The sequence below is a fragment of the Psychrosphaera saromensis genome, assembly GCF_002954545.1.
Lineage (GTDB): Bacteria > Pseudomonadota > Gammaproteobacteria > Enterobacterales > Alteromonadaceae > Psychrosphaera > Psychrosphaera saromensis.
The window spans coordinates 884,502-909,978 of record NZ_MSCH01000003.1; the positions used below are offsets into that span (position 1 = coordinate 884,502).

Here is a 25,477-nt window from a genome sequence, read left to right on the forward strand (position 1 = left end):
TATTAAATAGGCTGAATAATTAAAAAGGTCGAGTAAATGCGACGCCAAAAACTAAAGCTTCTTCTCCATCAACGAAATCTACCGCTACCGTTGGCGCGATACCAAAACGCTCAACATGAAAATCGTAACCTGCACTAACGCGATATAAGTTTTCAGTATGTGGGTGATAACCTCCAACTCTTTCTTGACCTAAGCCCAAGCCTAAACGAACGTTGTTATTAGGATGATAAAACGCTGAAATCAGAGATACGCTAACACCTTCACCGTGGTGAGCTTCGCTGGTTTTCTCGTAGACTGCACCAACACCCCATTGATGATCAATTTTATATTCGTACTCTAGACCAAAGGTGATTTCTGTTTCACTATCAAAATGGGTAGCTCCGATAAAAATACCTGGAATATGTTTCACTTCGTCGCTAGCTTGAACGTTAGCAGCTAGTGGCATAAGTAAAAGGGAAATGATGCCTAAGGTTTTATTTTTCATTTATTTACTCGTTAAAATAATGTTTAGTTAAGTACCCAATAAAATGTTTATTATTTATTTAAACTGAATAGTGAAATACTTTATTGCTCATATCCTTGTATAGAAGAGCTAGCGTTTATTGTCAAATGGTAAAATTGAAATTCAGCGCTATCTATAGATTATTTATTGTTCACACGTCCTCTGTTTAAAAGGGTGCTTGTGAATAAAATTACATGGCAAGATGCCTTTCTCAAAGCGGTTTGCACTTATAGATTCAATACTTATTACTAAAAAGAGAAGCGTAAATGAAAGCATTTATTACTGGCGGCACTGGTTTTTTAGGTTTAAATGTCATTAAGCAATTACTTGATAATGATTGGCAAGTTATCGTTATGCATAGGAAAAACTCTAATGTGGCAGATTTAGCAAAGTTAAATGTGACATTAGTTGAAGGTAGTTTGACAGATATACATGATCTGCACTCGATCGTACCGGATGACTTAGACGTAATTTTTCATATTGCAGGTGATACCAATTTGTGGCGTTGTCATGACGAAAGGCAGTTTCAGACGAATGTTGTCGGTACACAAAACTTGGTAGACGTTGCACTAGAGAAAAAAGTTAAACGCTTTATACATACATCGTCTATATCTGCTTATGGCTTTCACGACACAATTATCACCGAACAAGATGAAAGTACTGCTATGTATAGTGGCGTTAACTATTTAAAGACTAAATTCTTGGGTGAAAAAGTGGTAAAAGATGCCGTTAAGTTCCGAGGGTTAGATGCTGTTGTGTTAAACCCTTGTGCAATTATTGGTGCGTACGATAGACATAATTGGTCGCAATTATTCACTATGATTCAAAATGGTAGCTTGCCTGGCATACCTCCAGGAGAAGGTTCTTATTGTCATGTAAATGAGGTAGCTGCTGCACATATTAGTGCATTTGAAAAAGGCAAAAGTGGTGAAAATTATATATTGGCGGGAACGGACTGTGCATTTTTAGAAGTGGTGACAAAAATTGGTAAGTTATTGGACAAACCAACTGCAGATAAGACTATCCCAAAATGGATATTACAAATAGTGGGTTATATTTCATATTGGACGTCTTTATTAACAAAAAAAGAACCAAACATGACGCCAGAAAAAGCCACTATGGTGTCAAAACGAGTAGTAGCTTCAAGCAATAAAGCAGTCAATGAACTAGATTATGTCGATAACATCTCTATTGATGTCATGTTAGAAGATTGTTATGTGTGGATGAAGTCTGAACACCTGCTTTAAGTTTTGGTTATAAATCGTTAGCCGCCATAATGCCCCGGACAAAATGATGATTAGCTCATTGACTTAAGTGTGCTAACAGCCTGTCCATAGCTCGGTAGTTTAAGGCTTCCGTTAAATGACCTCGATTAATATCCGGGCATAGTTGTAAATCAGCTATCGTACGGGCGACTTTTAGTATCTTGTGATACGCCCGTATCGACATTTTTAATTGATGAATTGTGTGCTCTAGGAATATTTGATCTTCTTTAAGCAGTACACAATATTGTGCGACTTCTTTACTGGTTAATAGTGCGTTCGGTTTGCCAGCCCTAGATAGCATAATATCCCTAGCCTGATTTACTCTTTGTTTAACAACTGCAGACGTTTCTCTATTTGCCGTTGTATCTTGGGTTAATGCTCCTTTGGGTAATGCAGGGACATCAATTTGAATATCAATTCTGTCTAATAAAGGCCCCGATATTTTATTCAGATACTTTAAGACCTGATCCGATGTACATCTACCGTCATTGTGATGACCTGTTGGGCTTGGATTTAATGCTCCAACAAATTGAAAGCGTGCTGGAAAGTCAGCTTGCTGAGTGGCTCGGGAAATCGTGATTTCTCCAGTTTCCATCGGCTCGCGTAATACATCTAACACCTTACGGTCGAACTCTGGCAGTTCATCCAAAAACAATACTCCATTGTGCGATAAGGAAATTTCACCAGGTTTGGGTACGCTACCTCCTCCAACTAAAGCAACACCAGATGCAGTATGATGAGGGTTACGGAAAGGGCGGGTTCGCCATTGAGTAAAGTCGAACGGCTTACCGCTTATTGAATGTATCGCGGCGGTTTGTAAGGCCTCCTCTATGGACATCGCGGGAAGAATGCTAGCAAGTCTCGACGCCAACATCGATTTTCCTGTGCCTGGAGGACCTAAAAATAATAAATTATGTTGGCCTGCGGCAGCAATTTCTAATGCACGTTTTGCCATTACCTGACCAATAACATCGCTTAAGTCATTTTGACTGCTCACTTCTTCAGTAATGACATTATGGATTGGAGTGGTAAACGTTAGGCTCTGCTGGCCTGTTAAGTGGTGGAAAACTGACATTAAGGTTGTCGCTTCTAGCATTTCAGTGGTTTCAACTAAACCTGCTTGTATGATATTGGCTTTCGGTAAAATACATATACGATTAGCATTTCCACAAGCAATGGTGGTGGGGATCTCCCCGATAATGGCTCGAACGTCACCATTTAACCCCAGTTCGCCATAAAACTCATATTGAGCTAACTTATCAACAGGTACTTGTGCAGAGGCAGCCAAAATCCCTACCGCTATGGCTAAATCAAAGCGCGCGCCTTCTTTTGGTATGTCAGCGGGTGATAAGTTTACGGTTAATCTTGTTTGTGGAAATTGAAAGTCGCTATTTATTAATGCACTACGTACTCTATCTCTAGATTCGCGTACACTGGCATCAGGCAAACCGACAATTTGAAATGAAGGCAAGCCATTTGATATATGAACTTCTATTGTGACCAGAGGTGCATCAATACCAACTCTAGCCCGGCTGTAAACAGTAGCGAATGACATTAGCACTCCAATTTCCCTATTATAAGAACAAATATAGTTTCAATTTATAAATATTCAATATTGTTTAATACGGGAAGTTGAAAATAATTAGCGTAAGTTCTTTCATTTTTAATAAAAAGTTAATACACTCACTGGTAAGACATCAGACCAGTTAGTATTTTATATGTACTATATTTATCGGATCTGCTACCAAATGAATTCATTTGGTCAATTATAAAAACAGAATACAATAGGGGCAAGACATGAGCTTAAGAACGTCATTTAGAAAAATTCTACCTGAAATTTCTCGTACCGAGCAAGAAGCATTAGATGCTGGAGATACTTGGCTTGAAGCTTCAATTTATCAAGGTAAGCCAGATTTTAACGCTTTGTTACAGACTGCCCCTTCGAAATTAACGGAGCGTGAGCAAGCGTTCATCGACGGTCCATTAGAAGAATTATTAGAGATGTTGGATGATGTAGAAATACACAACAATATCCATATTCCACCACGTATTTTACAGCACTTAAAAGATCATAAGTTTTTCGCGTTTATCATTCCTCAGGAATTTGGCGGTTTAGAATTTAGTGCTTATGCAAGTTCTACTATTGTTGCGAGAATCTCAACAAAAAGTAACCCAATTGCAACAACGGTTATGGTTCCAAATTCATTAGGGCCAGGCGAGTTATTAGCGCACTTTGGTACTGATGAACAAAAACAACATTACTTACCGCGTTTATCTGACGGTTTAGAAATTCCATGTTTTGCACTAACTAGCCCAGAAGCTGGTTCAGATGCTGGTGGTATTCCAGATACAGCAATTGTTACTAAAGGCATGTATAACGGCGAAGAAGTTGTCGGCTTACGTTGTACTTGGGACAAACGTTATATTACGTTAGCGCCAATCGCGACTGTACTTGGTCTTGCTGTTAAAGCATTTGACCCAGACAACTTGTTAGGTGACGAAGTAGATTTAGGTATTACATGTTTATTATTACCTACAGATTATGAAGGTGTAGAAACTGGTAACCGTCATAACCCGTTAGGCGTTAAATTTTACAACGGTACTACACGTGGTACAGATGTATTCGTACCAATGGATTTTGTTATTGGTGGACAGAAAAACATCGGTAAAGGCTGGCAAATGCTAGTGGCTTGTTTAGGTGCTGGACGTGGTGTTTCATTACCTGCAAACGGTTGTGCTACAGGTCACGCAGCTCTTAAATCAACATCTGAATATGCTGCGATTCGTGAGCAATTTGGTATGCCGATTGGTAAGTTTGAAGGTATTCAAGAGCAACTAGCATTAATTGGTGGCTTAACATACAACTTAGAGTCAATGCGTCATCTAGTTCTTAATTCTTTAGATGCAGGTTTAAAACCATCAGTTATTACTGCAATGGCTAAATACCACATGACTGAAATGGGGCGTGATTGTCTTGAAGCTGGTATGGATGTGCAAGCTGGTAAAGGTATCCAAATGGGTCCTAACAATGTACTAGCAAGTGCTTACTTTGCAACGCCAATTGGTATTACAGTTGAAGGTGCAAACATCTTAACTCGTAACTTAATGATCTTTGGTCAAGGTGCAACTCGTTGTCACCCATATGTTCAAGACTTAATTTCTGTCATCCACTCTGAAGATAAAGCAGCGGATAAAGAATTTAACAAGTTAATGAGAAAGACGATTGGTTACAGTACTAAAAACTTCCTTCGTGGTTTTGCAACAGCTTACTTACCAGGTTTTGGCCGTGGTAAAAATGCAGAGCCTATGGTTAAGAAATTTGAAAAACAAATTAATCGTTTGTCTTCAGCATTAGCTGTTCAAGCTGACTTTGCATTATTAGTTCTTGGCGGCGATTTAAAACGTAAAGAAATGCTATCTGCTCGTTTAGGTGACGTAATGAGTTACTTATTCATGGCAATGGGTAACATTAAGTTTTACTTACAAAGTGATTGTCGTGAAGAGTTAAAACCATATTTCAATTACGGTACTTCTTTGGCATTAAAACAAGCTGAAGATGCATTGTTTGCGTACACAGATAACTTCCCTAATAGATTAGTTTCTGGTTTCTTAGGCGCAAGTTTAGCTATGCCGTTTATCAAACGTTCAAAAATATCTGACAAAATGATAACTGACCTTGCTGAAGCAACATTAAAAGATGATGCAGCTAAGAAAACATTAACATCTTTAGTTAGTATGGTTGGTCGTGATGGCTTTACTGTATTAGAAGATGCTTACAAGGCTAAGTTAGATGTATTGCCATTGTTAGATGCAATGAAAGCAGCAACTCGCTCAGGTAAAATTGATAAGCAGTTAAGATTTGCTCAATTAGTTGACGTAGCTCTAGAAGCTGGTGTGATCACTGCAGATGATAAAGAAAAATTAACGGCTTACGATACTAAACGTAAACTAGCTATCGCTGTTGATGAGTACACATTTGATATGGAATTACTGACTAACATTGATGCTAAATAATCAATATTAATTAAGTTAATTTGAAATAAAAAAAGACGCTTTTAAAGCGTCTTTTTTATTGCCTGAAATAAGTCGTGAGCCGTAAGTCGTAAGACGTAAGCTGTAAGCTGTAAGCTGTAAGTAGTAAGAATGATGTGACCTCGTAAAAGTAGACACGGGGTTAATTTAATTCTTCATATTGCATGGGACTCATATACCCTAGAGTGCCATGCCTTCTTACTGAGTTGTAATATTTTTCAATATAAAAACGACTTTGTACAGTCATTTCATTTCGACTCAATTGAGTTAAGTTATGCATCCATTCTTTTTTATATTGGGCAAAGAAGCTTTCTGAGCATGCATTATCCCAACAATTTCCTTTTCTAGACATGCTAATTGTCACGCCTCTCTTATTCAGCCAGCGGATTGTATCTTTTGCCCTGTACTGACATCCTTGGTCTGAATGAAACAATAAATTATCGCCATCTGGCTTACGAGCTTCCCATGCTTTCTTTAACGTCTTAATAACTAAAGAGGCATTGTTTATTCTACTCGTTGCCCAACCTACCACTTTACGTGAGTACAAGTCGAGAATGACACACAAGTACTGCCAGCCTTCATTACAACGAACTTGAGTGATGTCTGAAGCCCACACCTTGTTTGCTTCTTTCACATCAAACTGGCGTTGTAGTATATGAGTCGTCGGAATAAATGTTGACTCTTTAGCTGCCTTATTCATTCTGTGTTTTCCCGCGACTGAGCGATAACCCATACACTGTAGCAAGCGTTGTACTTTGCCTTGACTGCAATCAAAACCATGAGATACAGCTGCATCCCATAGTTTTCTATAACCTGGAATGCAATGCTCTTTATCACTAACGCGCTTTAGAAAGTCCCTCAGTAATGTGTTTTTATCTGCATGTTTACTGGGTGTTTGTTGGCACCATTTATAATATCCAGCTCTGGAAACACCCAGCCATTTACACATTTTATTAACGGGCTGTTTTGTATTCGCGTGTTTATTTATATACGCGAACCTTATTCTTTTAGCTTGTCGAAGTAGGCCTTCGCCTTTTTTAACACATCATTCTCCAATTGAGCCTCCTCAAGTTGCTTTTCGAGTTTACGTACTTGGCGCTCTAAATCAGTATAAGACTTATCTGGACCTGCATTCTTAATTGGCTTGTTTGTGTGTTTTTTAGAGGTCATTTGGTTTCTCCACCTTGATAGGGTTGCTGGATGTATTCCTAGCTTTAATGCCGTCATATTAACGGTATCTGGAGAGTCTAGCGATTGTTGAACGGCTTTTATTTTAAACTCTATGGAGTGCTTACGTCTGAATTCGATTTTCATGACACCTTATTCCTAAAAATAGGTGTCTACTTTTGTGGAGTCATATCAGAAGTTCGTAAAAGTAGACTCTAACTTAATTTCAGGCGCGTATATGATACGGTTAGTTGAGGGGCAATAACATATGCGTAATCCACTATGAGTCTGATAAAAAAGCAAAAAAAAACCGTAACATAAGTTACGGTTTAATTGTTTTACAAACCTAGCTCTTAACAAGCTCAGTTGTTTGTTAAATTGGATTATTTACCAGTTTGTCCAAACGTTTTACCAAAGAAGCTATCTTCTAACCAGTAAGGACGCTCGTCTTGATTTGCTATTGTTAAACCAATGCGGATATTAACGTCGGCGAATACTTTCGCTGCATCATAGTTAATTGGTAAATCTAGAGAGTCAGATGGTTTATGGTAATGTTTGGCAAAAAACTCACCCCAAACTTTACCGCCGTCTTCGCCTTCTGTTTTTGACGTGAAGCCCGTCATTAAGAATACAGCTGGAATGCCTTTCTTAACAAAATTGTAATGATCTGAACGAGTGAATATAGCCTGTTCTGGCATAGGATCTGGGCTTAAGCCAATACCTAATTCACCAGCTGCTTTTTCAACAACAGCACCTAAAGAGCTATGGTTCGCACCAAATGCAATTACGTCAGCAAAATCGTATAACAATACCGGCATATCTAAGTTTACGTTGGCGATCATTGACGTTAATGGAACGGTAGGGTTATTGGCAAAGTAACTTGCGCCTAATAAACCTTTTTCTTCACCGGTAACAACCGTGAATAAAATAGAACGACGTGGACGTTCAGAGTTTGCTAATACACGTGCAGTTTCTAGTAATACTGAAACACCAGAAGCATTATCCATAGCACCGTTATTAATACGGTCTTTTGTTGTAACGTCTTTTGCTAAACCTATGTGATCAAGGTGAGCTGTAAATACAACATACTCATCTTTTAATACAGGATCTGAACCCGGTAAAATTGCCACTACATTTGGCGATGTTATTTTTTCATGGCGAGATTTCGATGCAAGTTCAATACTTGTATTTAAGTCAAAACCTTTGATTTCTTTATCTTCATTATCTAAAACAAAAATATCTTCTAAAGCGGTTGGAGCGTTAGCAAATAGCTTTTTACCAGCGTCGATATTTAAATATGCGGCACCTTTAAATTGTTTTTGTACGCCAAATGGGGTGTCTTCTTCATCTAACCAGCGAAGACTTGGTGCGCCTAAGTAGTTAAGCGATGTTGTATATGAACGAACTTTTTCTCTTTTTGGTGTGTGTAATGTTACAAAGCCAATCGCGCCATGTTTAGCCGCATTTGCAGATTTAACTTTACCCGATCCTAAATGAGCACCTTCTTCAGATGGCCATGCTTTTGGACGACCCGTTAAAGCAACAACAATCTTGCCCTCAACATCTAAGCCGGCATAATCGTCATAGTTATAATCTTCAGCAATTAAGCCATAACCAACAAAAACCACTTCCGCTTTTACACTTGACTCAGTAGATGATGTATTTGCACCCATCATATAATCTTGTGGGTATTTTAATTCGATGGCTTTAGCACCAGAGCCAATTTTAACAACTGTGCTGTTTTGATTTAAAAATGCACGTCTAAATGGAACACGCTGCATGTATCCGTCTGTTCCTGCAGGCACTAAACCAATTTTTTTAAATTCTGAAGCGACATAATTCGCAGCTATTTCGTAACCTTGGCTGCCTGTATCTCGGCCTTCTAACTGATCGTCAGCAAGAAATTCTAAGTGAGCTTGTATGCGTGCTTTTTCAACGCTAGCCGTATTTGTTTGTTCAGAACATGCTGCGAGTACAGTTACAAATGATGCAACTAACGCAGTTAGACTAAATTGTTTAATTAATTTCATATTATTGTTTTAGTAACCTTATCTATTTGGACGTGTTTCGATTCTACATGAATTGGCTTTATAGGTGATAAAAATTTATATTGGAAGTCAAAGATAAACAGACCCTAGTTAAAATCAGTTATCGCAATTTAAAGGTTAGCCAATGAAATTATTACTTAATTTAATCTACAGTTTAATGTTGGGTTTGATAGTCAGTACACACTCAGTCGCATCTGAAAAAAAAGCCGTTGAGTTTGAATTACCTTATTTATTATCTGAGTCACAATCCGCTATAAAATTGGCGTTGAATGATTATAAGGGCAAGGTTGTTTATTTAGATTTTTGGGCAAGCTGGTGTAAACCCTGTAAAAAGTCTTTTCCTGTGCTGAATGACTTCCATAATAAATATCAAGCTCAAGATTTTGTCGTAATCGCAATTAATTTGGACGAAAATAAACACAATGCTTTAGCGTTTTTAAAGGCGCATTCTGTGGATTACGCTGTTTTGTATGATCAAGGTGCGATTGTGGCTGAAAAATATGATGTACAAGCTATGCCGTCCTCTTTCTTCATTGATAAGAAAGGTGTTATACGTTTTGCACATCAAGGTTATGTGGAGTCAGATAATGCAAAAATACAAAAAGTTATTGAGATGCTAGTTAATGAGGATTAGAACGTATGGAGAAAGGCCTGAGCGTTAATTATTTTAATGGGAAAGAAAAAGGTAACCATGGTCAAACTCAGGTTACCTTATTGCATGTAGTGCTATCTAGTTAATAAATTAGGCTTAACCAGTTAATTTATGGAGTCACTTTGCTCGGCAGAATCTTTAAACAAGGCTTCTACATCTACCGCATCAAAATGATAATCGGTTAAGCAGAACTGACATGTTATCTCTATATCACCACGTTCTTCGATTAATGCCATTGCATCATCAAAACTTAGTTTTAATATAGCACCAGATGTTTTCTCACGAGAACAGCCACATTCATAAGTGATCTCTTGAGGTTCAAATAACACTGGATTATCTTCATGGTACAACCTAGTTAATACTTCTTTTGCTGGAAGATTTAATAACTCTTCATTTTTAATCGTGTTAGTTAATGCTTCTAAGTGAGTAAAGTCGTCGTTGGCTTTTGCTTCAACAGGTAGAATTTGTAATAACATACCCGCCGATTTTCCATTGTGCTCAGACGTATCGGTTGCCAACCAAACTCGAGTTCGTAATTGCTCAGAGTTTTTAAAGTAATCTTCAATACATAAGGCTAACGAGTCTTTATCTAATGCCGCAACACCTTGATAACGTTCACCTTGATCTGGTGCAATTGTGATCACCATGTAACCAGAACCAATCAGCTCAGGAATAGTGCCTGGCTTAATATCGTCTTTGAATTTAGCGGTGGCACGCATTTGCTGTTTGTTATTACCATTCACCACCGCATAACTAAGTGGGCCATCACCTTGAAGTTGAATGTTAATATCACCTTCAAATTTAATGGTAGCAGTTAACAAACTCGTGATAGCTAGCAACTCACCTAAGATTTGTTTTACGATATCTGGGTATTGGTGGTTTTCTAACATAGCGTTATAGCTGTGACTCATTTGCACAATTTCGCCACGAACGTGACGTTGTTCAAAAATGTATCTGTGTAATAAGTCTGGTGTGTTTTTATCAGTCATATGGTGTTGTTACTCAAAGTTGTCGGTATTTTTAAAATTGATTAAGGTTCTGCGTTGTTTTTTATCTGGTTTTCTATCTGGTCTTGGTGAAAAAGCGATACTTTGCTCGCGGGCAAGTTGATCGCTTTGTCGTAATTTTAGGCTCTCTTCAGTTTCTTCGTATAACGTTTGGGCTATTTCAAACTTCTGTCGTTTGGACGATATTATCTTCACGATGACGGTTTTAGCATCGTAACCTTGGCGTAATTTTACGCTAGCGCCTACATCTACAAGTTTTGATGCTTTACATCTTTGACCATTATAATGAACTTTACCGCCATTGATCATGTCAGTAGCAGTGGAACGTGTTTTATAAAATCGAGCGGCCCATAGCCATTTATCTAAGCGTACTTTGGTTTCTGACATTGTAGTTATAAAGTATCCCAAGAATATGTGTTAAAAAGCGACGATAATTTAGCATTAATAGTGATTTTTAGCCACGTGTAGGGGTATACTAAACGGTCAAGCTCTTAATTTAAAATGGAATTAAGATTATTATCGTTAATGGCGCAATAAAACCTTAATAATAAACTGATATATTGGAGTACCTAAATTAATGGAGTCGTCTCGCTTGTTTGAGCAACTCAATACCTTTGCTGGTAAGTTACCGCATCAGCAATTGAGTAAAATAGTCACAGTCACTTTGTTGATTTATTGTGCATATTTATCTGCTGACTTAATTTGGAAACTTGCACCAACATCATCTGAGTATGGCAGAGTCACAATTAGCGCGTCATCTATGACTCAAGGTAGTAGCGCGACAAGTAATAAGGTAGATCTTAGTGATTTATTAAGTATTAACTTGTTTGGTGATTTAAAGAAAAAAGCCGTTATTAAACCTCAACAAAAAACAGACCAGCCAGCTCCAAGAACCCGCTTAAACGTCACCTTAACAGGCTTAGTCGCTGACAGTTCAGATACAACCTCAAAAACCAGCGTTGCAATTATAGAAAGCGCAGGAAAGCAAGATACTTACGGGATAGATGAAAAAATCCATGGCACTCCTGCATCGGTACATGAAATACGAATAGACCGAGTTATTTTGTTTGTTTCTGGTCGGTTTGAAACCTTAATGTTAGATGGTATTGAATATTCAACCTCTGTACCTGGCTCTGAAAATAAAGTAGACCGTGATGAGCAAACGGTTGATCAAGAGATTAATCCGGTAAAAGATGACAAGCCGTTAAAAAAAGAACGACTTGATAAACGCGAAAATCTCGAACTTTCTCGTTCTTTGCGAGCGCAAAGAGAAACGTTATTTGATGATCCTAAAAAGTTACTCGATGTAATTCGGATTAGACCATATAGAAAAAGTGGTGAGTTAAAAGGTTATAAACTTTCACCTGGTAAAGATGGAAAGCTATTCACCGAAGTTGGATTAAAACGTAATGATTTAGCTACAAGCATCAATGGTTACGACTTAACAGATATGCAACAAGCATTGAGTGTTATGAAAGAATTACGTTCAATGACAGAAGCAACAATAACTGTCGTTAGAAACGATACCTCAATCGATATTATTTTGGCACTTTAGTCCCTGGAGTTTGTTTTAATGGGTTTGTTTACAACATCAATAAATACATTAACGATTAAGTTTGTTAAATCAATTAGGGTAACAGCGTTATCGACATCGATAACTATGTTGGCTCTATCTACTTTGTGGGTATCTCAACCTGCTTACGCAACACAATATTCTCCTAATTTTAAAGGCACTGATATTAATGAATTCATTAATATTGTTGGCAAAATTTTAAAGAAAACTATCATTATTGACCCAACGGTTAGAGGTAAAGTAAACGTTCGTTCATATGATTTATTGTCAGAAAAGCAATACTATCAATTCTTCTTGAATGTATTAGAAGTCTACGGATATGCCGTTGTGGATATGGGCAACGGTATCCTTAAAGTAGTTAAAGCTAAAGATGCAAAGAACTCTGCAATTCCAGTAGTTGGTGATGATGCGCCAGGTGTTGGTGATGAAATGGTTACCCGCGTAGTTGAAGTTAAAAATGTATCTGTGCGTGAATTATCTCCGTTACTACGCCAATTTAGTAATCAGTCTGGCTCAGGTCATGTTGTGCATTATGACCCATCAAATGTGATCATGATGACAGGTTCTGCCGCAACGGTTAATCGTTTGGTTGATATTATTAATCGTGTTGATAGGGCTGGTGATTTAAAAGTCGAAATCGTTAAATTGCAATTTGCATCAGCCAGTGAAATCGTTCGTATTTTGGAAAGTATTTACAGTGCCAAAGGCAATAAAGACCAACCAGAATTTTTAATTCCTAAAATCGTATCTGACGATAGAACCAATAGCGTTATTGTTAGTGGTGAGCCTCAAGCCCGTAGTCGTGTTATTAAACTAATTGAGCGTTTGGATGCGGAGTTAGAAAGCGCAGGTAATACTCGAGTTCACTATTTGAAATACGCCAAAGCGGAAGAAATTGTTAAAGTCTTAACTGGCGTATCAGACTCCTTAGCCGCAGATGCTAAAGGTGGGACGTCAACTAAAACCTCATCGCGCAGCCAAAAACGTGATTATTCTATTCAAGCACACGCTGACTCTAACTCGTTAGTTATTAACGCAGAGCCTGACATGATGCGTTCTTTAGAGCAGATTATTCGCCAACTCGATATCCGCCGCCAACAGGTGCTAGTTGAAGCCATCATAGTAGAAGTTTATGAAAGCGAAGGTATTAATTTAGGTGTCCAGTGGGGCAGTGAAGACCTAGGTTTTACTCAGTTTAATAACGGTGCAGTTACTCCAGTATCCTCTATAGCAGGAGCTGCTTACAATGCAAGAGATACTACTACGCAAAGTATTGTTAATGGTTTTGATGATGATGGAAATACGACTCAAAATGTAGTTGAATCAACAACTGAAGGCGATTACACAACACTCGCATCGGTATTAAGTGGTATGAGTGGATTTGCTACTGGCATTATTAAAGACGGTTGGGGCGCAGTTATTCAAGCCGTGAGCAATGATACAAATTCTAATGTTTTAGCAACACCATCAATAACCACATTGGATAATGAAGAAGCTTCTATTTTAGTCGGTTCAGAAGTACCAATTCTTACAGGGTCTTCCGTTGGTAGTGATAATTCAAACCCATTTCAGACAGTTGAACGTACTGAAGTTGGTATTAAATTAAGCGTAACGCCACAAATAAACGAAGGCTCAGCGGTTCAGCTGCTTATCGAGCAAGAAGTTTCAAGTATCAGTGGCGCAACCGGTGTCGATTTAGGTATTAATAAACGTTCGATTAAAACCACAGTATTAGCTGAAGATGGTGCCACTATTGTTATCGGTGGTTTGATTGATGAAGACGTGCAAGAAAGTGTATCCAAAGTACCACTTCTTGGCGATATTCCTTACCTAGGCCATTTATTTAAATCAACCAGTACCACTAAACGTAAACGTAACTTAATGGTATTTATCCGAGCTGTGATCATTCGAGAAAATGACACTTTAGTTGGTGAAAGTCGTCGTAAATATAATTACATCCGTGCTGAGCAGTTAAAGAGTGATGATGACGGTATAGCATTAATGCCATTTACCAGTCAGCCTGTATTAAAAAAATGGGATGAGACAATAGCCTTACCGCCGTCGTTTGAAGAATATTTAAATGAAAAACAACCTGATACGTTACAGAAATTACAAGGAACAGAGGCAACAGATAAAAAGTCAGATGAACTAGATAATGAGAGCAAGGGTAATAACTAATGTCAGAATTAGTTGCAGAAAAACTAGCTGTTTTATCTCATGACGATGAAATGGACCCGTCTATCAAACGTCTGCCTTTTGGTTTTGCTCAGCGTTTTGGTATCTTAATATCTTATCAACAAGATAAACCACGAATGCTTATTAAGGCCTCTACTCCTATGTATGCCTTAATTGAAGTCCGTCGATTTCTTGGTTTTGTGTTACCAACATCAACAATTCCAGATAACGAGTTTGATACTGAACTTGAACAAAGTTATCAAAGAAACGCCTCTGAAACTCAACAGTTAATGGAAGACATAGGTAATGAAGTCGACTTGTTTTCTATTGCCGAAGAAATGCCTGGCACAGAAGACCTGTTAGAGAGCGAAGACGACGCACCCATTATAAAATTAATCAATGCAACATTGTCAGAAGCTATTAAAGAAGGCGCGTCAGATATTCATATCGAGACGTTTGAAAAACAGTTGGTTATTCGTTTCCGTGTTGACGGAGTATTGCGTGAAGTATTGTCGCCAAATCGTAAATTGTCGTCTTTATTAGTTTCCAGAATTAAAGTTATGGCAAAGTTAGACATAGCTGAGAAACGTATCCCTCAAGATGGTCGTATATCATTACGTATAGCAGGTCGTGCCATTGATGTACGTGTTTCAACTATGCCATCTTCTTATGGCGAGCGTGTGGTAATGCGTTTGTTGGATAAAAATAACGCTAAATTAGATTTAGTTGACTTAGGTATGACACCGTCTAATCAACAACAATTTGCTGAATTATTACGTAAGCCGCACGGTATTATTTTGGTTACCGGACCAACTGGTTCTGGTAAAAGTACCACCTTGTATGCCGGCTTAACTAATATTAATAGTAAAGACCGCAACATATTAACCGTTGAAGATCCGGTTGAGTATGAATTAGCGGGCGTTGGTCAAACTCAAGTTAATACCAAGGTTGATATGACGTTTGCTCGTGGATTAAGAGCAATATTACGTCAAGATCCAGATGTCGTCATGATAGGTGAAATCCGAGATTTAGAAACCGCAGAAATTGCAGTACAAGCTAGTTTAACGGGTCACTTAGTTATCTCAACTTTACATACAAATACTGCATCCGGTGCAATCACTCGTATGGAAGATATGGGCATTGAGCCGTTTTTATTATCATCAAGCTTGTTAGCGGTTATCTCACAACGATTAGTTCGAACGTTATGTACCCATTGTAAAATTGATTATTCACCAGATGCAGCCGAAAAAGAAATGCTTGGCTTAGCACCTGACGATACTCGTACCATTTATCACCCTAAAGGTTGTGATCAATGTAACTTCACCGGTTACCGTGGTCGTGTTGGAATTCACGAACTCTTAACGGTTGATGAAGCAATACGTGAAAATATTCATACCGGCAAAGGTGAACAAGCCATTGAGAAATATGTGCGTCAGCGTGCACCAGGTATTAGAGATGATGGTATAGGTAAAGTATTGGCTGGGATCACAACTCTGGAAGAAGTTTTGCGTGTTACCCGTGAGGACAGCTAATGGCTGCATTTGAATACAAAGCACTGGATAGCAAAGGCAAAACTAAAAAAGGCATGTTAGAGGCGGACAACGCGAAACAAGTCAGACAGCAACTCAGAGATAAAGGGTTAATCCCAATCGATGTGAGTCAGTCCAGTCAAAAAGAAAAACAAGCAGAAGCGGGCATATCACTTTTTCAAGCTAAGATATCCGCGTCAGATTTAGCGCTAGTTACGCGTCAATTAGCTACGCTAGTTGGTTCTGCATTAACGATAGAATCTGCACTACTAGCCGTAGCTGAACAATGCGATAAACCAAGATTAAAACGTACCGTGATGGCCATTCGCTCTAAAGTGGTTGAAGGTTATAGTCTTGCAGAAGGCATGCAGGAATTTCCGTATATATTTGATCACCTGTTCCGTTCTATGGTGGCCGCGGGTGAAAAGTCAGGGCATTTAGATGAAGTCCTAAACCGACTTGCTGATTACACAGAAAAACGCCAAGAGACTAAATCACAGTTAACCCAAGCCATGGTTTATCCAATTATGTTGACGGTATTTGCTATTGGCATAGTGACATTCTTGTTGGCATCGGTTGTACCGCAAATTGTTGGACAAGTATCAAAGTCCGGTCAGGAACTTCCTGGTAGTACTCAACTCTTACTAGCATTAAGTGACTTTATAATAAATTACGGTGTATTTTTAGCCATATTCATTTTGGCCGCTATTGTGGTGTTTCAACGAATGTTAAAACGACCAGATTTTCGACTGAAATTTGATAAAGTGTTATTAAAATTCCCTTTGATTGGTAAAGTGATTTTAGGGGTGAATACGGCTCGTTTTGCACGTACGTTAAGTATCTTAACGTCAAGTGCAGTACCCATTTTAGAAGGTATGAAAATATCTGGTGAAGTATTATCTAACGCGCATATTAAAAAAGCCGTATTGGAAGCGTCGGATAATGTGCGAGAAGGTGCCTCGTTAAAGAGCTCACTGGATCATTCAAAGACATTTCCACCTATGATGTTACATATGATAGGCAGTGGTGAGAAATCCGGAGAATTAGAGCAAATGTTAAAACGCTCTGCGGATAATCAGGACAACGAATTAGATGCAATAGTTAAGATAAGTTTGAGTCTATTAACCCCACTTATTGTTGCTGTTATGGCAGGTATGGTTATGTTTATTGTGATGGCCATTATGCAACCAATCATGCAGATGAATAATTTAGCGGGCATGTAAATCAATTTTAAATTTAGTAAAAATTACTAGAGTAACGGAGTAGAAAATGAGAAAAATTAGAACAGCTCAAAAAGGTTTTACCATATTAGAAGTAATGATCGTTATTGCTATTCTAGGCATGATGGCGTCATTAGTTGTTGGTAATTTAATGGATAGTGCGGACGAAGCTAAGGTTCAAAGTACAGCAATTGAAATTAAAAACTTAGAATCGATATTAGATTTATACAAATTAAAAGCCGGACAATACCCAACAACAGAGCAAGGTTTAGAAGCGCTTGTATCTGCACCAGAAATTGAACCTGTGCCACGTAATTATCCACAAAATGGTTTTCTAGATGAATTACCTCAAGACAAATGGGGCAACGATTACCAACTAATTAATCCAGGCGAAATGGGTAAATTTGATCTGTTCTCAGTTGGCCCAGATGGCGAAGCTGGAACAGAAGACGATATTGGTAACTGGAATGTAAAAGACTTTTTATAATAAGCCTTTATTACCGAACGTTTAAATACGCGATATAACGAGGTTTATTGGTTAAACCTCGTTTTTTTAGTATAGACATAGTCTCATCTGGTAAGGATTAACAAGTGAACAAACATAAAGGTTTTACTCTTTTTGAGTTGATGCTTGTGATCATGCTAATGGGGCTGTTGGTAAGTAGTGTTAAATTTCCAAGCTTAGGTCAAGAGCCGTTTGACCAAGTTGATCAGCAAAGTAAAAAGGTTGCTGCATTAATTAATCTAGCGTCCGAGTATGCAGTATTAAATAATGCCTTATTAGGTTTTTCTGTAACTGAATCAAGTTATATATTTCTGATGTTTGACGGTAAAAAGTGGAATCGAATAGAAGAAGCACCATTTACCGAAAACGAACTGGAACCAGACATTAAAATTGAATTAATGTTAGATGGTTTAGAATGGCAATCGCAAAACTTACTAAGTGCTGTGGAATGGATAGATGAAGAGGCATTAGAGCAATCTAGTGAGCAAACAGAAGAAGAGAAGAAATTGTCCTTTCCTCAAATCTTTATTTTATCGTCCGGCGAAGTTTCCCCATTCGATCTGAATATCAGTTATGACAATGGTTTTGATACACCTATTACCTTCAAAGTAAGAGGCGAGTTTGTTGCTCCTGTATTAGTTTTAGATCCTAAACAAATAGCTGAGCTATAACGTGAATGTAAACGTGAAAAAAAACATGCAAAACTCACCCCGCCTGCTTAAATCCAAAGGCTTTACGCTAATCGAGTTGTTATTGGCATTAGCTATTTTTGCTTACTCAGCCAGTTCAATTTTAGGTGTGGTAGGCACATCATCGCGTAATTTAGCTGAGATAGAACAAATCACATTTGCCTCTTGGGTCGCTAACGACAGATTAGTTGAATTACAAATAAGCGAGCAGTGGCCGCCAAAAGATAAAGCAAAAGGCGAACAAGAGCTCGCTGGAATGAAATGGTATTGGCAGCAGAAAGTTATAGCCACGGCCGACAAAGATTTAAGAGCCGTTACCGTTAACGTTTCTACAGAACAAAATGCAAAGTCTCCGTTATTTTCGTTAACCACCTATGTCACTTCAAATGCGCGTGAGAAATAATGATGACTTTATTGGCGCATAAATCTAAAAAGTCGGCTGGGTTTACACTCCTAGAAATGTTGGTGTCTCTGGCTATTTTTGCCATGTTAGGCGTAGCAATATATTCAGTAGTTAACACCACAGTGAATGGCCATGAGGCCGTGATAAATCAAAATAAACAATTAACTGATTTACAACGTGCTTTTATCATAATGGAAAATGATTTCACTCAATTAGCTCAACGTAAAGTAAGGCTCGGTGGAGAAAGCGCTGGTGAGTCATTTTTCCATGTTAGTGATTACTTATTTGACTCTGAAACCGTTGGCTTTGCTTTTGTCAGGGACGGCTGGACTAATCCAGCTATGGTGCTCGCAAGAAGTGAGTTACAACTGGTTGCTTACCGAGTAATAGAAAAAAGATTAGAGCGTTTATATTTTAACTTTGTTGATAATGAAGTCGGCACAGAGCCTAGAGTTCAAGTATTGATCAACGATATTGAGGCGCTAACGTTGTCGTATTTTATTGGCGATGATTGGAAAGACGAATTAAGCGAGAGTGAATTACCTTTAGCGATAAAACTAGAATTAGAGACTGACACCTTTGGCATTATTGAACGTAAATTTCTTATCATTCAAAAAACGATAACAGGTGGTTAGAATGATAATTAACCGTCGAAGATATAAACATTCGTTTAAAAGAAAACAACGCGGCGTTGCTTTAGTGTCAGTGTTATTAGCAATTGCCTTGTGCGTGATCTTAGCAACCGAAATATTAACGGAACAAAAATATCAGGTTCAGCGAGTACAAAATATATTGGAGCGTCAGCAAGCCTATTGGTATGCCATTAGTTCTGAAAATTTTGTAAAAGCATTATTAAAAAGAACCGCAACGGAAGACAAAGGTGTATTTAATTTAAATCAACCTTGGGCACTTGAAGGCATGAGTTTCCCGGTTGATAACGGTTTGATTGAAGGTGAAATAACCGACTTATCTTCATGTTTTAATTTAAACAGTTTGTATTATCCTGACATCCCAGATGACATAAAAAAACAACGCATTGATTTATTTGTTCGTTTTTTATCTGCTTTGGAAATTGAATCTGAGTCGAGTCATGAGGATTTAGCGGTAAACTTATATGACTGGTTAGACAAAGATGATTATCCATCCGGCGCAGTAGGTTACGACGGTGATATGTATACAGGGTTAACATTTCCATATTTGAGTGGCAATACCATGCTTGCCCATGAAAATGAATTAAGAGTGATTTACGGTTTTGATGTCGCCGTGATGACGCAGCTTATGGATAAAGTGTGCGTGATCCCAAACAGTGATCAATTAAAAGTTAATGTGAATACCGTGGATAGTGCAAATCCAGAATATTTGATGGCTATGTTAGATATCGAACGTGATAAAGTGGATGAAATATTATCAGCAAGACCAGAAGACGGCTTTGAAGATATAGATGCGTTTTTTGCCTTATCTCAGGTAAGTTCTTTAGCGAATTTAGCCAGCATAGATAAAAGCCAGTTTACCGTGAACAGTGACGTATTTAGATTGGTCACAAATGCCTATTTTAATGAGATTGAATTCAATTTAACGAGTGTGTTTCAATTAGACAACAAGTATAACGTGAACGTGATCACACGTCGTTTTGGAGGAAAAGTTGAGCGAGAAGCTAATACTGAGACTGAGTAGTCAGAACTCAAGCTCTATCCCTTGGTTGGTTTGGTCACAAGCCACAAAAGAAGTCATTGTATCTGGTGAGTTAGAGCATCAAGATAATTTATCTGTACTAACCGACTATGCTAAAGGCCGTCACGTAACTGTGTTGGTGGATAGCGCAGATGTTAGATTACACCGTCATATCATGCCAAGTAAGCCAACTCGTCAATTACTCAAAGCTTTGCCGTTTATGCTAGAAGATGAATTGGCAGAAGACATAGAAAAATTGCATTTTGCCATTGAACAAACCGGTTATGATAAAGAATTAGAAAAATACTGGGTTAATATCACGATAGTTAAACGAACATTATTGCAAAATTGGTTAGACCGATTAGCGCAAGCGAACATACAAATAAAAAGTATGTTGCCAGATGTTTTAACCTTACCAGATGTATCAGCGGAATCTGGTCAAAATAGTAAAACCATTTCAATACTTGGTTATGCCAATGGTTGGTTAATAAGAGAAGGCGCCTGGAGTGGTTGGTTTTTAACAGACTCTTGGTTGCCTTTGTATTTTCAAAAACTACTACCACAGAATAACAAAGCGGACGATGACAGTGCAGAAACTGCAATCACGCCAGATCAAATACAATTAAATTACTTTTCTCCACTTCCTGCGGAATTAACCGCTAATTTAATTGAGTCCGAACGCGTTAATTTAATTGCAGCTGAACCAGAACTACCTATGTTGTTATTGGCGCAACAAGCCGATAAATTAAAGTGGAGCTTGCTACAAGGTGATTTTGCACCGAAAAAAGCAATTAGTAAAAACTGGGCATTATGGCGTCCAGCAGCAGCTTTGTTATTAATAACCTTGTCTATCCAATTTGTGATGACCATAGCGAAATGGCAATCAGCGAGCAGTCAACTTGAAGTGGCTAAAGCGGAATTAGGCAATATGTATCAAGCCGCTTTTCCAAAAGAAAAATTAAGAATAAATATTCTGCGTACTCAGTTAAAACGTAAAGTGGCTGCCGTTGGTGGAACTGATAATAGAGAGCTTGGTGGCTTTACCGCATTTATGGCCAAACTTACGCCAACCTTTAAAAAACGACCAAACGTTAATGTCGACTCAATTCGATATGACGAAAAACGCGGTGAACTTAGGCTCAATGCAAGTGCTCCATCGTTTCAACAATTTGAACAGTTTAAAAATGATATTGAGAAGTTAGGTTTACAGGTCAAACAAGGTGCGGTTAATAACGAAGGCAATAAAGTTGAAGGCTCGTTAAGCATTCAGGAGGCCGAGTAAATATGGATAAGTTAAAACAAACATTAATCACTTGGTTTAGTGGTAAAACAGAAAGTGAACAAAGACTGATTAAAATTGCAGGTCCGGTATTTGTTCTATTTTTGTTGATCACTGTCGTCACTAAAATCAATACAGGCGTAACAAGTTCGCAGAAAAAACTTACTCAACAACTTGAGCTAAACCTATGGGCAAAGCAACAAATTGATATTATAAAGTCAGCGAATGCAAACGCAGGCACATCAGTTAATGAGCGTTCTATAACACAAATTATTAACTCAACGGCAAAACGCTTTGGGGTTGTGGTTGAACGAATTCAGCCACAAAAAACAGACATGGTGAAAGTTGGAATTAATGAAATTGGCTTTAATGACTTAATGCGTTGGTTAGTAGAATTACAAACTAAGCATAATATTAGTGCTCAAAATATTGATTTTTCTAAAGCCGATACTAACGGCATGGTGAAAGTTAGACGATTAGATTTAGGGCGCGAATAAATGAGTAAAGTTAAATTAATCGTTTTATTTATTATTAGTTTTATATTGTTTTTGGTGTCACTGACACCAATTAGCTTAGTTGTTGGTCAACTCACTTTACCAAAAAATGTGGCTTATCAAGGCCTGTCAGGAAATATCTGGCAAGGAGAGATAAAATCTCTGCAAGCCAATAAGATGTTGTTTGAAAATATCCATTGGCAATTTGAACCGAGCAGCTTATTACACGGTAATTTAGGTTTTGATGTTAAGTTTGGCGACCCTCGAAATAGCCAACAATTGAGTGGCCGAGGCACTGCATCAACAGGTTTAACTGGTCATCAATTACGAGATTTTGTTTTTAGAATGCCAGCTAGTGGTGTGAAACCATTTTTGCCAATCCCTGTTGGAGAAATTGCTGGTCGACTTATTACCACAATTGACGTTTTTCAAATCGGTAAGCCTGTTTGTGAACAATTATCTGGTGAATTTGTGTGGGTTAAATCAGGTGCAGATATTAATGGCCCGGTTTCATTTGGCACAATAACGTCTACATTGGTATGTGAAGATAATAAATTAGTCGCTAAATTTGATGGCAATAATCTTCTGGGAATAGAAGGTAATGCTGTAATAGAATCAGCTAGAAAATATAATTTTGATGGTTTTGTTAAACCAGATGCAAGTCTGCCGGGTATCGTACATCAAGGTGTTGGTATGCTAGGTAAAATGGATAATAAAGGTAAGTATAAAATTAAACTTTAATGCCAATATAAGTAAATCATGCCGTACAGCTAAATCGTTAGAAACGGCATGATATTGTAGTTTATGTTTGCAACTCGACGGATTTATTGAAGTAGATTAAAAGCATAAACACATGAAAAAAATAACTAACATTTCAAAATTGAAATTACTGGAATTTTTAAATCGGATCCCACTATTTAAAAACCTAGATGCCAATGACAGAAGAACTGTATCTAATATTCCAGATTTAGTGGTGATGATTGAAAAGGGTAATGCTTTTATAAAACAGAACCAACTCGATTCTGATTTCTACATTCTGCTAAATGGTGAAGCTGAAGTCACAGTGGATAAACAATTTATCGCAAAAACGACGCCTGGTAATTTCATTGGTGAAGTTGGCTTTATTTGCAACGAAGCAAGAAGTGCCACAGTAACGGCCAAAACCGATATCATCGCCCTTAGAGTTACCCGCGACTTGTTTGATATGCTGCCGTTAAAAGTAAGAGAGTCAATAAAACAAAAAATCATTAATGGCTTGGTTGACCGAGTGTCAAAACAAAATGTCAAAATCATCAAGTTGGTAGAGCAGGTAGATACACTTGAACTCAAATTAGATCCCGACCGCGATAAACAACCAGAGCCAGAAAATAAACAAGACAATGATGGTATTGCCCACGTATTAAATATAAAAAAGCGTTAACAACTAATCTATATCAGTTGTTTTAATAACGTACTTTACTAGCAAAAATTGTATAACTGTTAGGAAATCCTATTATGCCGCACACGCAATTACAGCAAGAACTTGAAGATGCTGTAGGTCAAACCCAAGTCATTATAAATAAACAAAAGTCTCGACGTTTTCGATTAGGTTGGCGCACTGGCGGCGGCGATGCTTTTGCCGTGCTTAAGCCTGAGAACTTGTTAGCCTTCTATCAAGCCCTGCAAGTATGCGTTAAACACAAAACTATCATCATCATGCAAGCAGCTAATACCGGCTTAACGGAAGGCTCTACACCAAGTGGTGATGATTACGACAGACCTATTGTTATCATTAATACCTTGGCGATGGATCAGGTGTATTTATTGGATCAAGGCAAGCAGGCATTAAGTTTCCCCGGCGCTACTTTATTTAGTTTAGAGAAGCTATTGAAACCAATTAAGCGCACTCCGCATTCAGTGATTGGTTCTTCTTGTTTGGGGGCATCGGTTGTTGGAGGTATAGCTAACAACTCCGGTGGTGCATTAATTAAACGTGGCCCGGCTTATACAGAAATGGCATTGTTTGCTCGTGTGGATGAGCAAGGAGAACTGCAATTAGTTAACCATTTAGGCATTGAGTTAGGCGACTCACCAGAGCAAATATTAACAAATTTAAGCAATGGTAACTTTGATAAAGATAACTTAGCGCCGAGTGATGCCCAGTGTTCAGATACCGAATACCAACAAAGAATCCGCCAGGTTGATGAAGCGACGCCAAGTCGATTTAATGCAGACCCAAGGCGCTTGTTTGAGGCCAGTGGTTGCGCTGGGAAATTAGCTGTGTTCGCCGTTAGATTAGACACTTTTGCGGTTGCTAAGCAGGAACAGACATTTTATATCGGCACCAACAACCCTCTAGTTTTAGGTAAGTTTAGACGAGATGTATTGCAAAAATACGAAAATCTACCAGAAGTTGGTGAGTACTTACATAAAGATATTTTTGATATTTCAGCCAAGTATGGCAAAGATACTTTTTTAAGTGTGAAACACCTGGGCACAGATCGTCTGCCTAAACTGTTTGCCTTAAAAGGCCGAGTGGATGCGTTATGTAAATCGTTACCTTTTGTCTCTTCACATTTAAGTGATTGGGTTATGCAAATCGCAGGTCGATTTTTCCCACAGCATTTACCACCTCGCATTTTACAATATAGAGCCAAATACGAGCATCATTTGATTTTGAAAATGAGCGAGCAGGGAATAGCAGAAGCTAAGGCGCATTTAGCTCATTTTTTTGCTGAGCAAGAAGGTGATTTTTTTGAATGTGATGCAAAAGAAACTGAAGCAGCGGTATTAAACCGTTTTGCCGCAGCCGGTGCAGCAATGCGTTATCACACGTTATATCAAAAAGAAGTTGGTGATTTATTGTCGTTAGACATAGCGCTCAGGCGAGATGATATTAACTGGTTGGAGCAACTGCCAACAGAAATAGAACAAGAGTTAGAAATGAAACTGTATTACGGTCATTTTTTCTGTCATGTTTTCCATCAGGATTATATTTTGAAAAAAGGAGCTGACGCTAAAAAAGTTAAAAACAGTATGTTGGAGTTACTTAATCAGCGTGGGGTTAAATACCCAGCAGAGCATAATGTGGGTCATTTATACGAAGCTGAACAAACACTTAAAGACTTTTATTTAACGTTAGATCCAACCAACACCTTTAATCCAGGGATTGGAAAAACAGATAAAAACCAGCGTAACTGCAGCTGTCAGCATTAGTTCAGTTACAAAAATGAAAGGCTAGGCATAACAGTCAACAAGACACGACTCATAAAATAATGCTGGTATCT

Annotated in this window: 23 protein-coding genes; 17 read left to right on the forward strand and 6 right to left on the reverse strand. The window is 38.1% G+C overall.

Annotated features, from left to right (window positions below; translation table 11 throughout):
* Positions 1–19: 19 nt before the first annotated feature.
* Positions 20–484, reverse strand: coding sequence for a hypothetical protein (locus BTO11_RS04015; protein WP_105051378.1), 465 nt, complete (start codon positions 482–484; stop codon positions 20–22).
* Positions 485–768: 284 nt separating this feature from the next.
* Between BTO11_RS04015 and BTO11_RS04020 the strand changes: the two genes are divergently transcribed.
* Positions 769–1,749, forward strand: a complete 981-nt coding sequence (locus BTO11_RS04020) for an NAD-dependent epimerase/dehydratase family protein (protein ID WP_105051379.1) — start codon at positions 769–771, stop codon at positions 1,747–1,749.
* Positions 1,750–1,804: 55 nt separating this feature from the next.
* On the opposite strand, the gene BTO11_RS04025 is transcribed toward BTO11_RS04020, so the two are convergent.
* Positions 1,805–3,322, reverse strand: coding sequence for a YifB family Mg chelatase-like AAA ATPase (locus tag BTO11_RS04025; RefSeq protein WP_105051380.1), 1,518 nt, complete (start codon positions 3,320–3,322; stop codon positions 1,805–1,807).
* 242 nt (positions 3,323–3,564) lie between these two features.
* On the opposite strand from BTO11_RS04025, the gene BTO11_RS04030 reads away from it, so the two are divergent.
* The gene (locus BTO11_RS04030; RefSeq protein ID WP_105051381.1) at positions 3,565–5,781 is read left to right on the forward strand and encodes an acyl-CoA dehydrogenase; all 2,217 of its coding nucleotides are present in this window, start codon (positions 3,565–3,567) and stop codon (positions 5,779–5,781) included.
* A 160-nt stretch (positions 5,782–5,941) separates the two neighbouring features.
* On the opposite strand, the gene BTO11_RS04035 is transcribed toward BTO11_RS04030, so the two are convergent.
* Both BTO11_RS04035 and BTO11_RS04040 read right to left on the reverse strand, forming a co-directional pair.
* Positions 5,942–7,113 (reverse strand): IS3 family transposase gene (locus BTO11_RS04035; RefSeq protein WP_105051382.1). Its coding sequence is split into 2 segments (ribosomal slippage): positions 5,942–6,840 and positions 6,840–7,113, totalling 1,173 coding nucleotides; the frame shifts between segments, so codons are not numbered across the junction.
* A gap of 236 nt (positions 7,114–7,349) precedes the next feature.
* Entirely contained in the window at positions 7,350–8,996 is a 1,647-nt protein-coding gene (locus tag BTO11_RS04040; RefSeq protein ID WP_105051383.1) for a M28 family metallopeptidase, read from the reverse strand.
* Positions 8,997–9,138: 142 nt separating this feature from the next.
* Here BTO11_RS04040 and BTO11_RS04045 point away from each other — a divergent pair, with 142 nt between their 5' ends.
* Positions 9,139–9,648 carry a TlpA family protein disulfide reductase gene (locus tag BTO11_RS04045; RefSeq protein ID WP_105051384.1) on the forward strand — a complete coding sequence of 170 codons (510 nt, stop codon included), beginning with the start codon at positions 9,139–9,141 and terminating at the stop codon, positions 9,646–9,648.
* Positions 9,649–9,770: 122 nt separating this feature from the next.
* Here the strand turns inward: BTO11_RS04045 and hslO are convergent, their stop codons facing one another.
* Both hslO and hslR read right to left on the reverse strand, forming a co-directional pair.
* The gene (gene hslO / locus BTO11_RS04050) at positions 9,771–10,655 is read right to left on the reverse strand and encodes an Hsp33 family molecular chaperone HslO (RefSeq protein WP_105051385.1); all 885 of its coding nucleotides are present in this window, start codon (positions 10,653–10,655) and stop codon (positions 9,771–9,773) included.
* A 9-nt stretch (positions 10,656–10,664) separates the two neighbouring features.
* The gene (hslR, locus tag BTO11_RS04055) at positions 10,665–11,060 is read right to left on the reverse strand and encodes a ribosome-associated heat shock protein Hsp15 (RefSeq protein WP_105051386.1); all 396 of its coding nucleotides are present in this window, start codon (positions 11,058–11,060) and stop codon (positions 10,665–10,667) included.
* A gap of 190 nt (positions 11,061–11,250) precedes the next feature.
* Between hslR and gspC the strand changes: the two genes are divergently transcribed.
* From gspC to dld, 14 genes are all read left to right on the forward strand, one after another.
* Complete coding sequence (gspC, locus tag BTO11_RS04060) at positions 11,251–12,228, forward strand: type II secretion system protein GspC (protein ID WP_105051387.1); 978 nt, start codon at positions 11,251–11,253, stop codon at positions 12,226–12,228.
* Between the two features lie 105 nt (positions 12,229–12,333).
* Complete coding sequence (gene gspD, locus BTO11_RS04065; protein WP_105053657.1) at positions 12,334–14,424, forward strand: type II secretion system secretin GspD; 2,091 nt, start codon at positions 12,334–12,336, stop codon at positions 14,422–14,424.
* Positions 14,424–15,953, forward strand: a complete 1,530-nt coding sequence (gspE, locus tag BTO11_RS04070) for a type II secretion system ATPase GspE (protein ID WP_105051388.1) — start codon at positions 14,424–14,426, stop codon at positions 15,951–15,953. Before gspD ends, gspE begins: the two co-directional genes overlap by 1 nt.
* Complete coding sequence (gene gspF, locus BTO11_RS04075) at positions 15,953–17,173, forward strand: type II secretion system inner membrane protein GspF (protein WP_105051389.1); 1,221 nt, start codon at positions 15,953–15,955, stop codon at positions 17,171–17,173. Before gspE ends, gspF begins: the two co-directional genes overlap by 1 nt.
* Before the next feature lie 46 nt (positions 17,174–17,219).
* Positions 17,220–17,657 carry a type II secretion system major pseudopilin GspG gene (gene gspG, locus BTO11_RS04080; protein ID WP_105051390.1) on the forward strand — a complete coding sequence of 146 codons (438 nt, stop codon included), beginning with the start codon at positions 17,220–17,222 and terminating at the stop codon, positions 17,655–17,657.
* 104 nt (positions 17,658–17,761) lie between these two features.
* Positions 17,762–18,346 carry a prepilin-type N-terminal cleavage/methylation domain-containing protein gene (locus BTO11_RS04085; protein WP_105051391.1) on the forward strand — a complete coding sequence of 195 codons (585 nt, stop codon included), beginning with the start codon at positions 17,762–17,764 and terminating at the stop codon, positions 18,344–18,346.
* Between the two features lie 25 nt (positions 18,347–18,371).
* Positions 18,372–18,767, forward strand: a complete 396-nt coding sequence (gene gspI, locus BTO11_RS04090; RefSeq protein ID WP_105053658.1) for a type II secretion system minor pseudopilin GspI — start codon at positions 18,372–18,374, stop codon at positions 18,765–18,767.
* On the forward strand, positions 18,767–19,402 hold the full coding sequence (gspJ, locus tag BTO11_RS04095; RefSeq protein ID WP_105051392.1) for a type II secretion system minor pseudopilin GspJ: 636 nt from the start codon (positions 18,767–18,769) through the stop codon (positions 19,400–19,402). The genes gspI and gspJ overlap by 1 nt, the downstream gene beginning before the upstream one ends.
* Before the next feature lies 1 nt (position 19,403).
* On the forward strand, positions 19,404–20,441 hold the full coding sequence (gene gspK / locus BTO11_RS04100) for a type II secretion system minor pseudopilin GspK (protein WP_105051393.1): 1,038 nt from the start codon (positions 19,404–19,406) through the stop codon (positions 20,439–20,441).
* On the forward strand, positions 20,410–21,720 hold the full coding sequence (gene gspL / locus BTO11_RS04105; protein ID WP_181135835.1) for a type II secretion system protein GspL: 1,311 nt from the start codon (positions 20,410–20,412) through the stop codon (positions 21,718–21,720). The genes gspK and gspL overlap by 32 nt, the downstream gene beginning before the upstream one ends.
* Before the next feature lie 2 nt (positions 21,721–21,722).
* A complete protein-coding gene (gene gspM, locus BTO11_RS04110; protein ID WP_105051395.1) occupies positions 21,723–22,214 on the forward strand; it encodes a type II secretion system protein GspM in 492 nt (163 codons plus the stop codon).
* Positions 22,215–22,952 carry a type II secretion system protein N gene (locus BTO11_RS04115; RefSeq protein ID WP_105051396.1) on the forward strand — a complete coding sequence of 246 codons (738 nt, stop codon included), beginning with the start codon at positions 22,215–22,217 and terminating at the stop codon, positions 22,950–22,952.
* Positions 22,953–23,064: 112 nt separating this feature from the next.
* Entirely contained in the window at positions 23,065–23,631 is a 567-nt protein-coding gene (locus tag BTO11_RS04120; RefSeq protein ID WP_105051397.1) for a cyclic nucleotide-binding domain-containing protein, read from the forward strand.
* Positions 23,632–23,705: 74 nt separating this feature from the next.
* The gene (dld, locus tag BTO11_RS04125) at positions 23,706–25,406 is read left to right on the forward strand and encodes a D-lactate dehydrogenase (protein ID WP_105051398.1); all 1,701 of its coding nucleotides are present in this window, start codon (positions 23,706–23,708) and stop codon (positions 25,404–25,406) included.
* Positions 25,407–25,477: the final 71 nt, after the last annotated feature.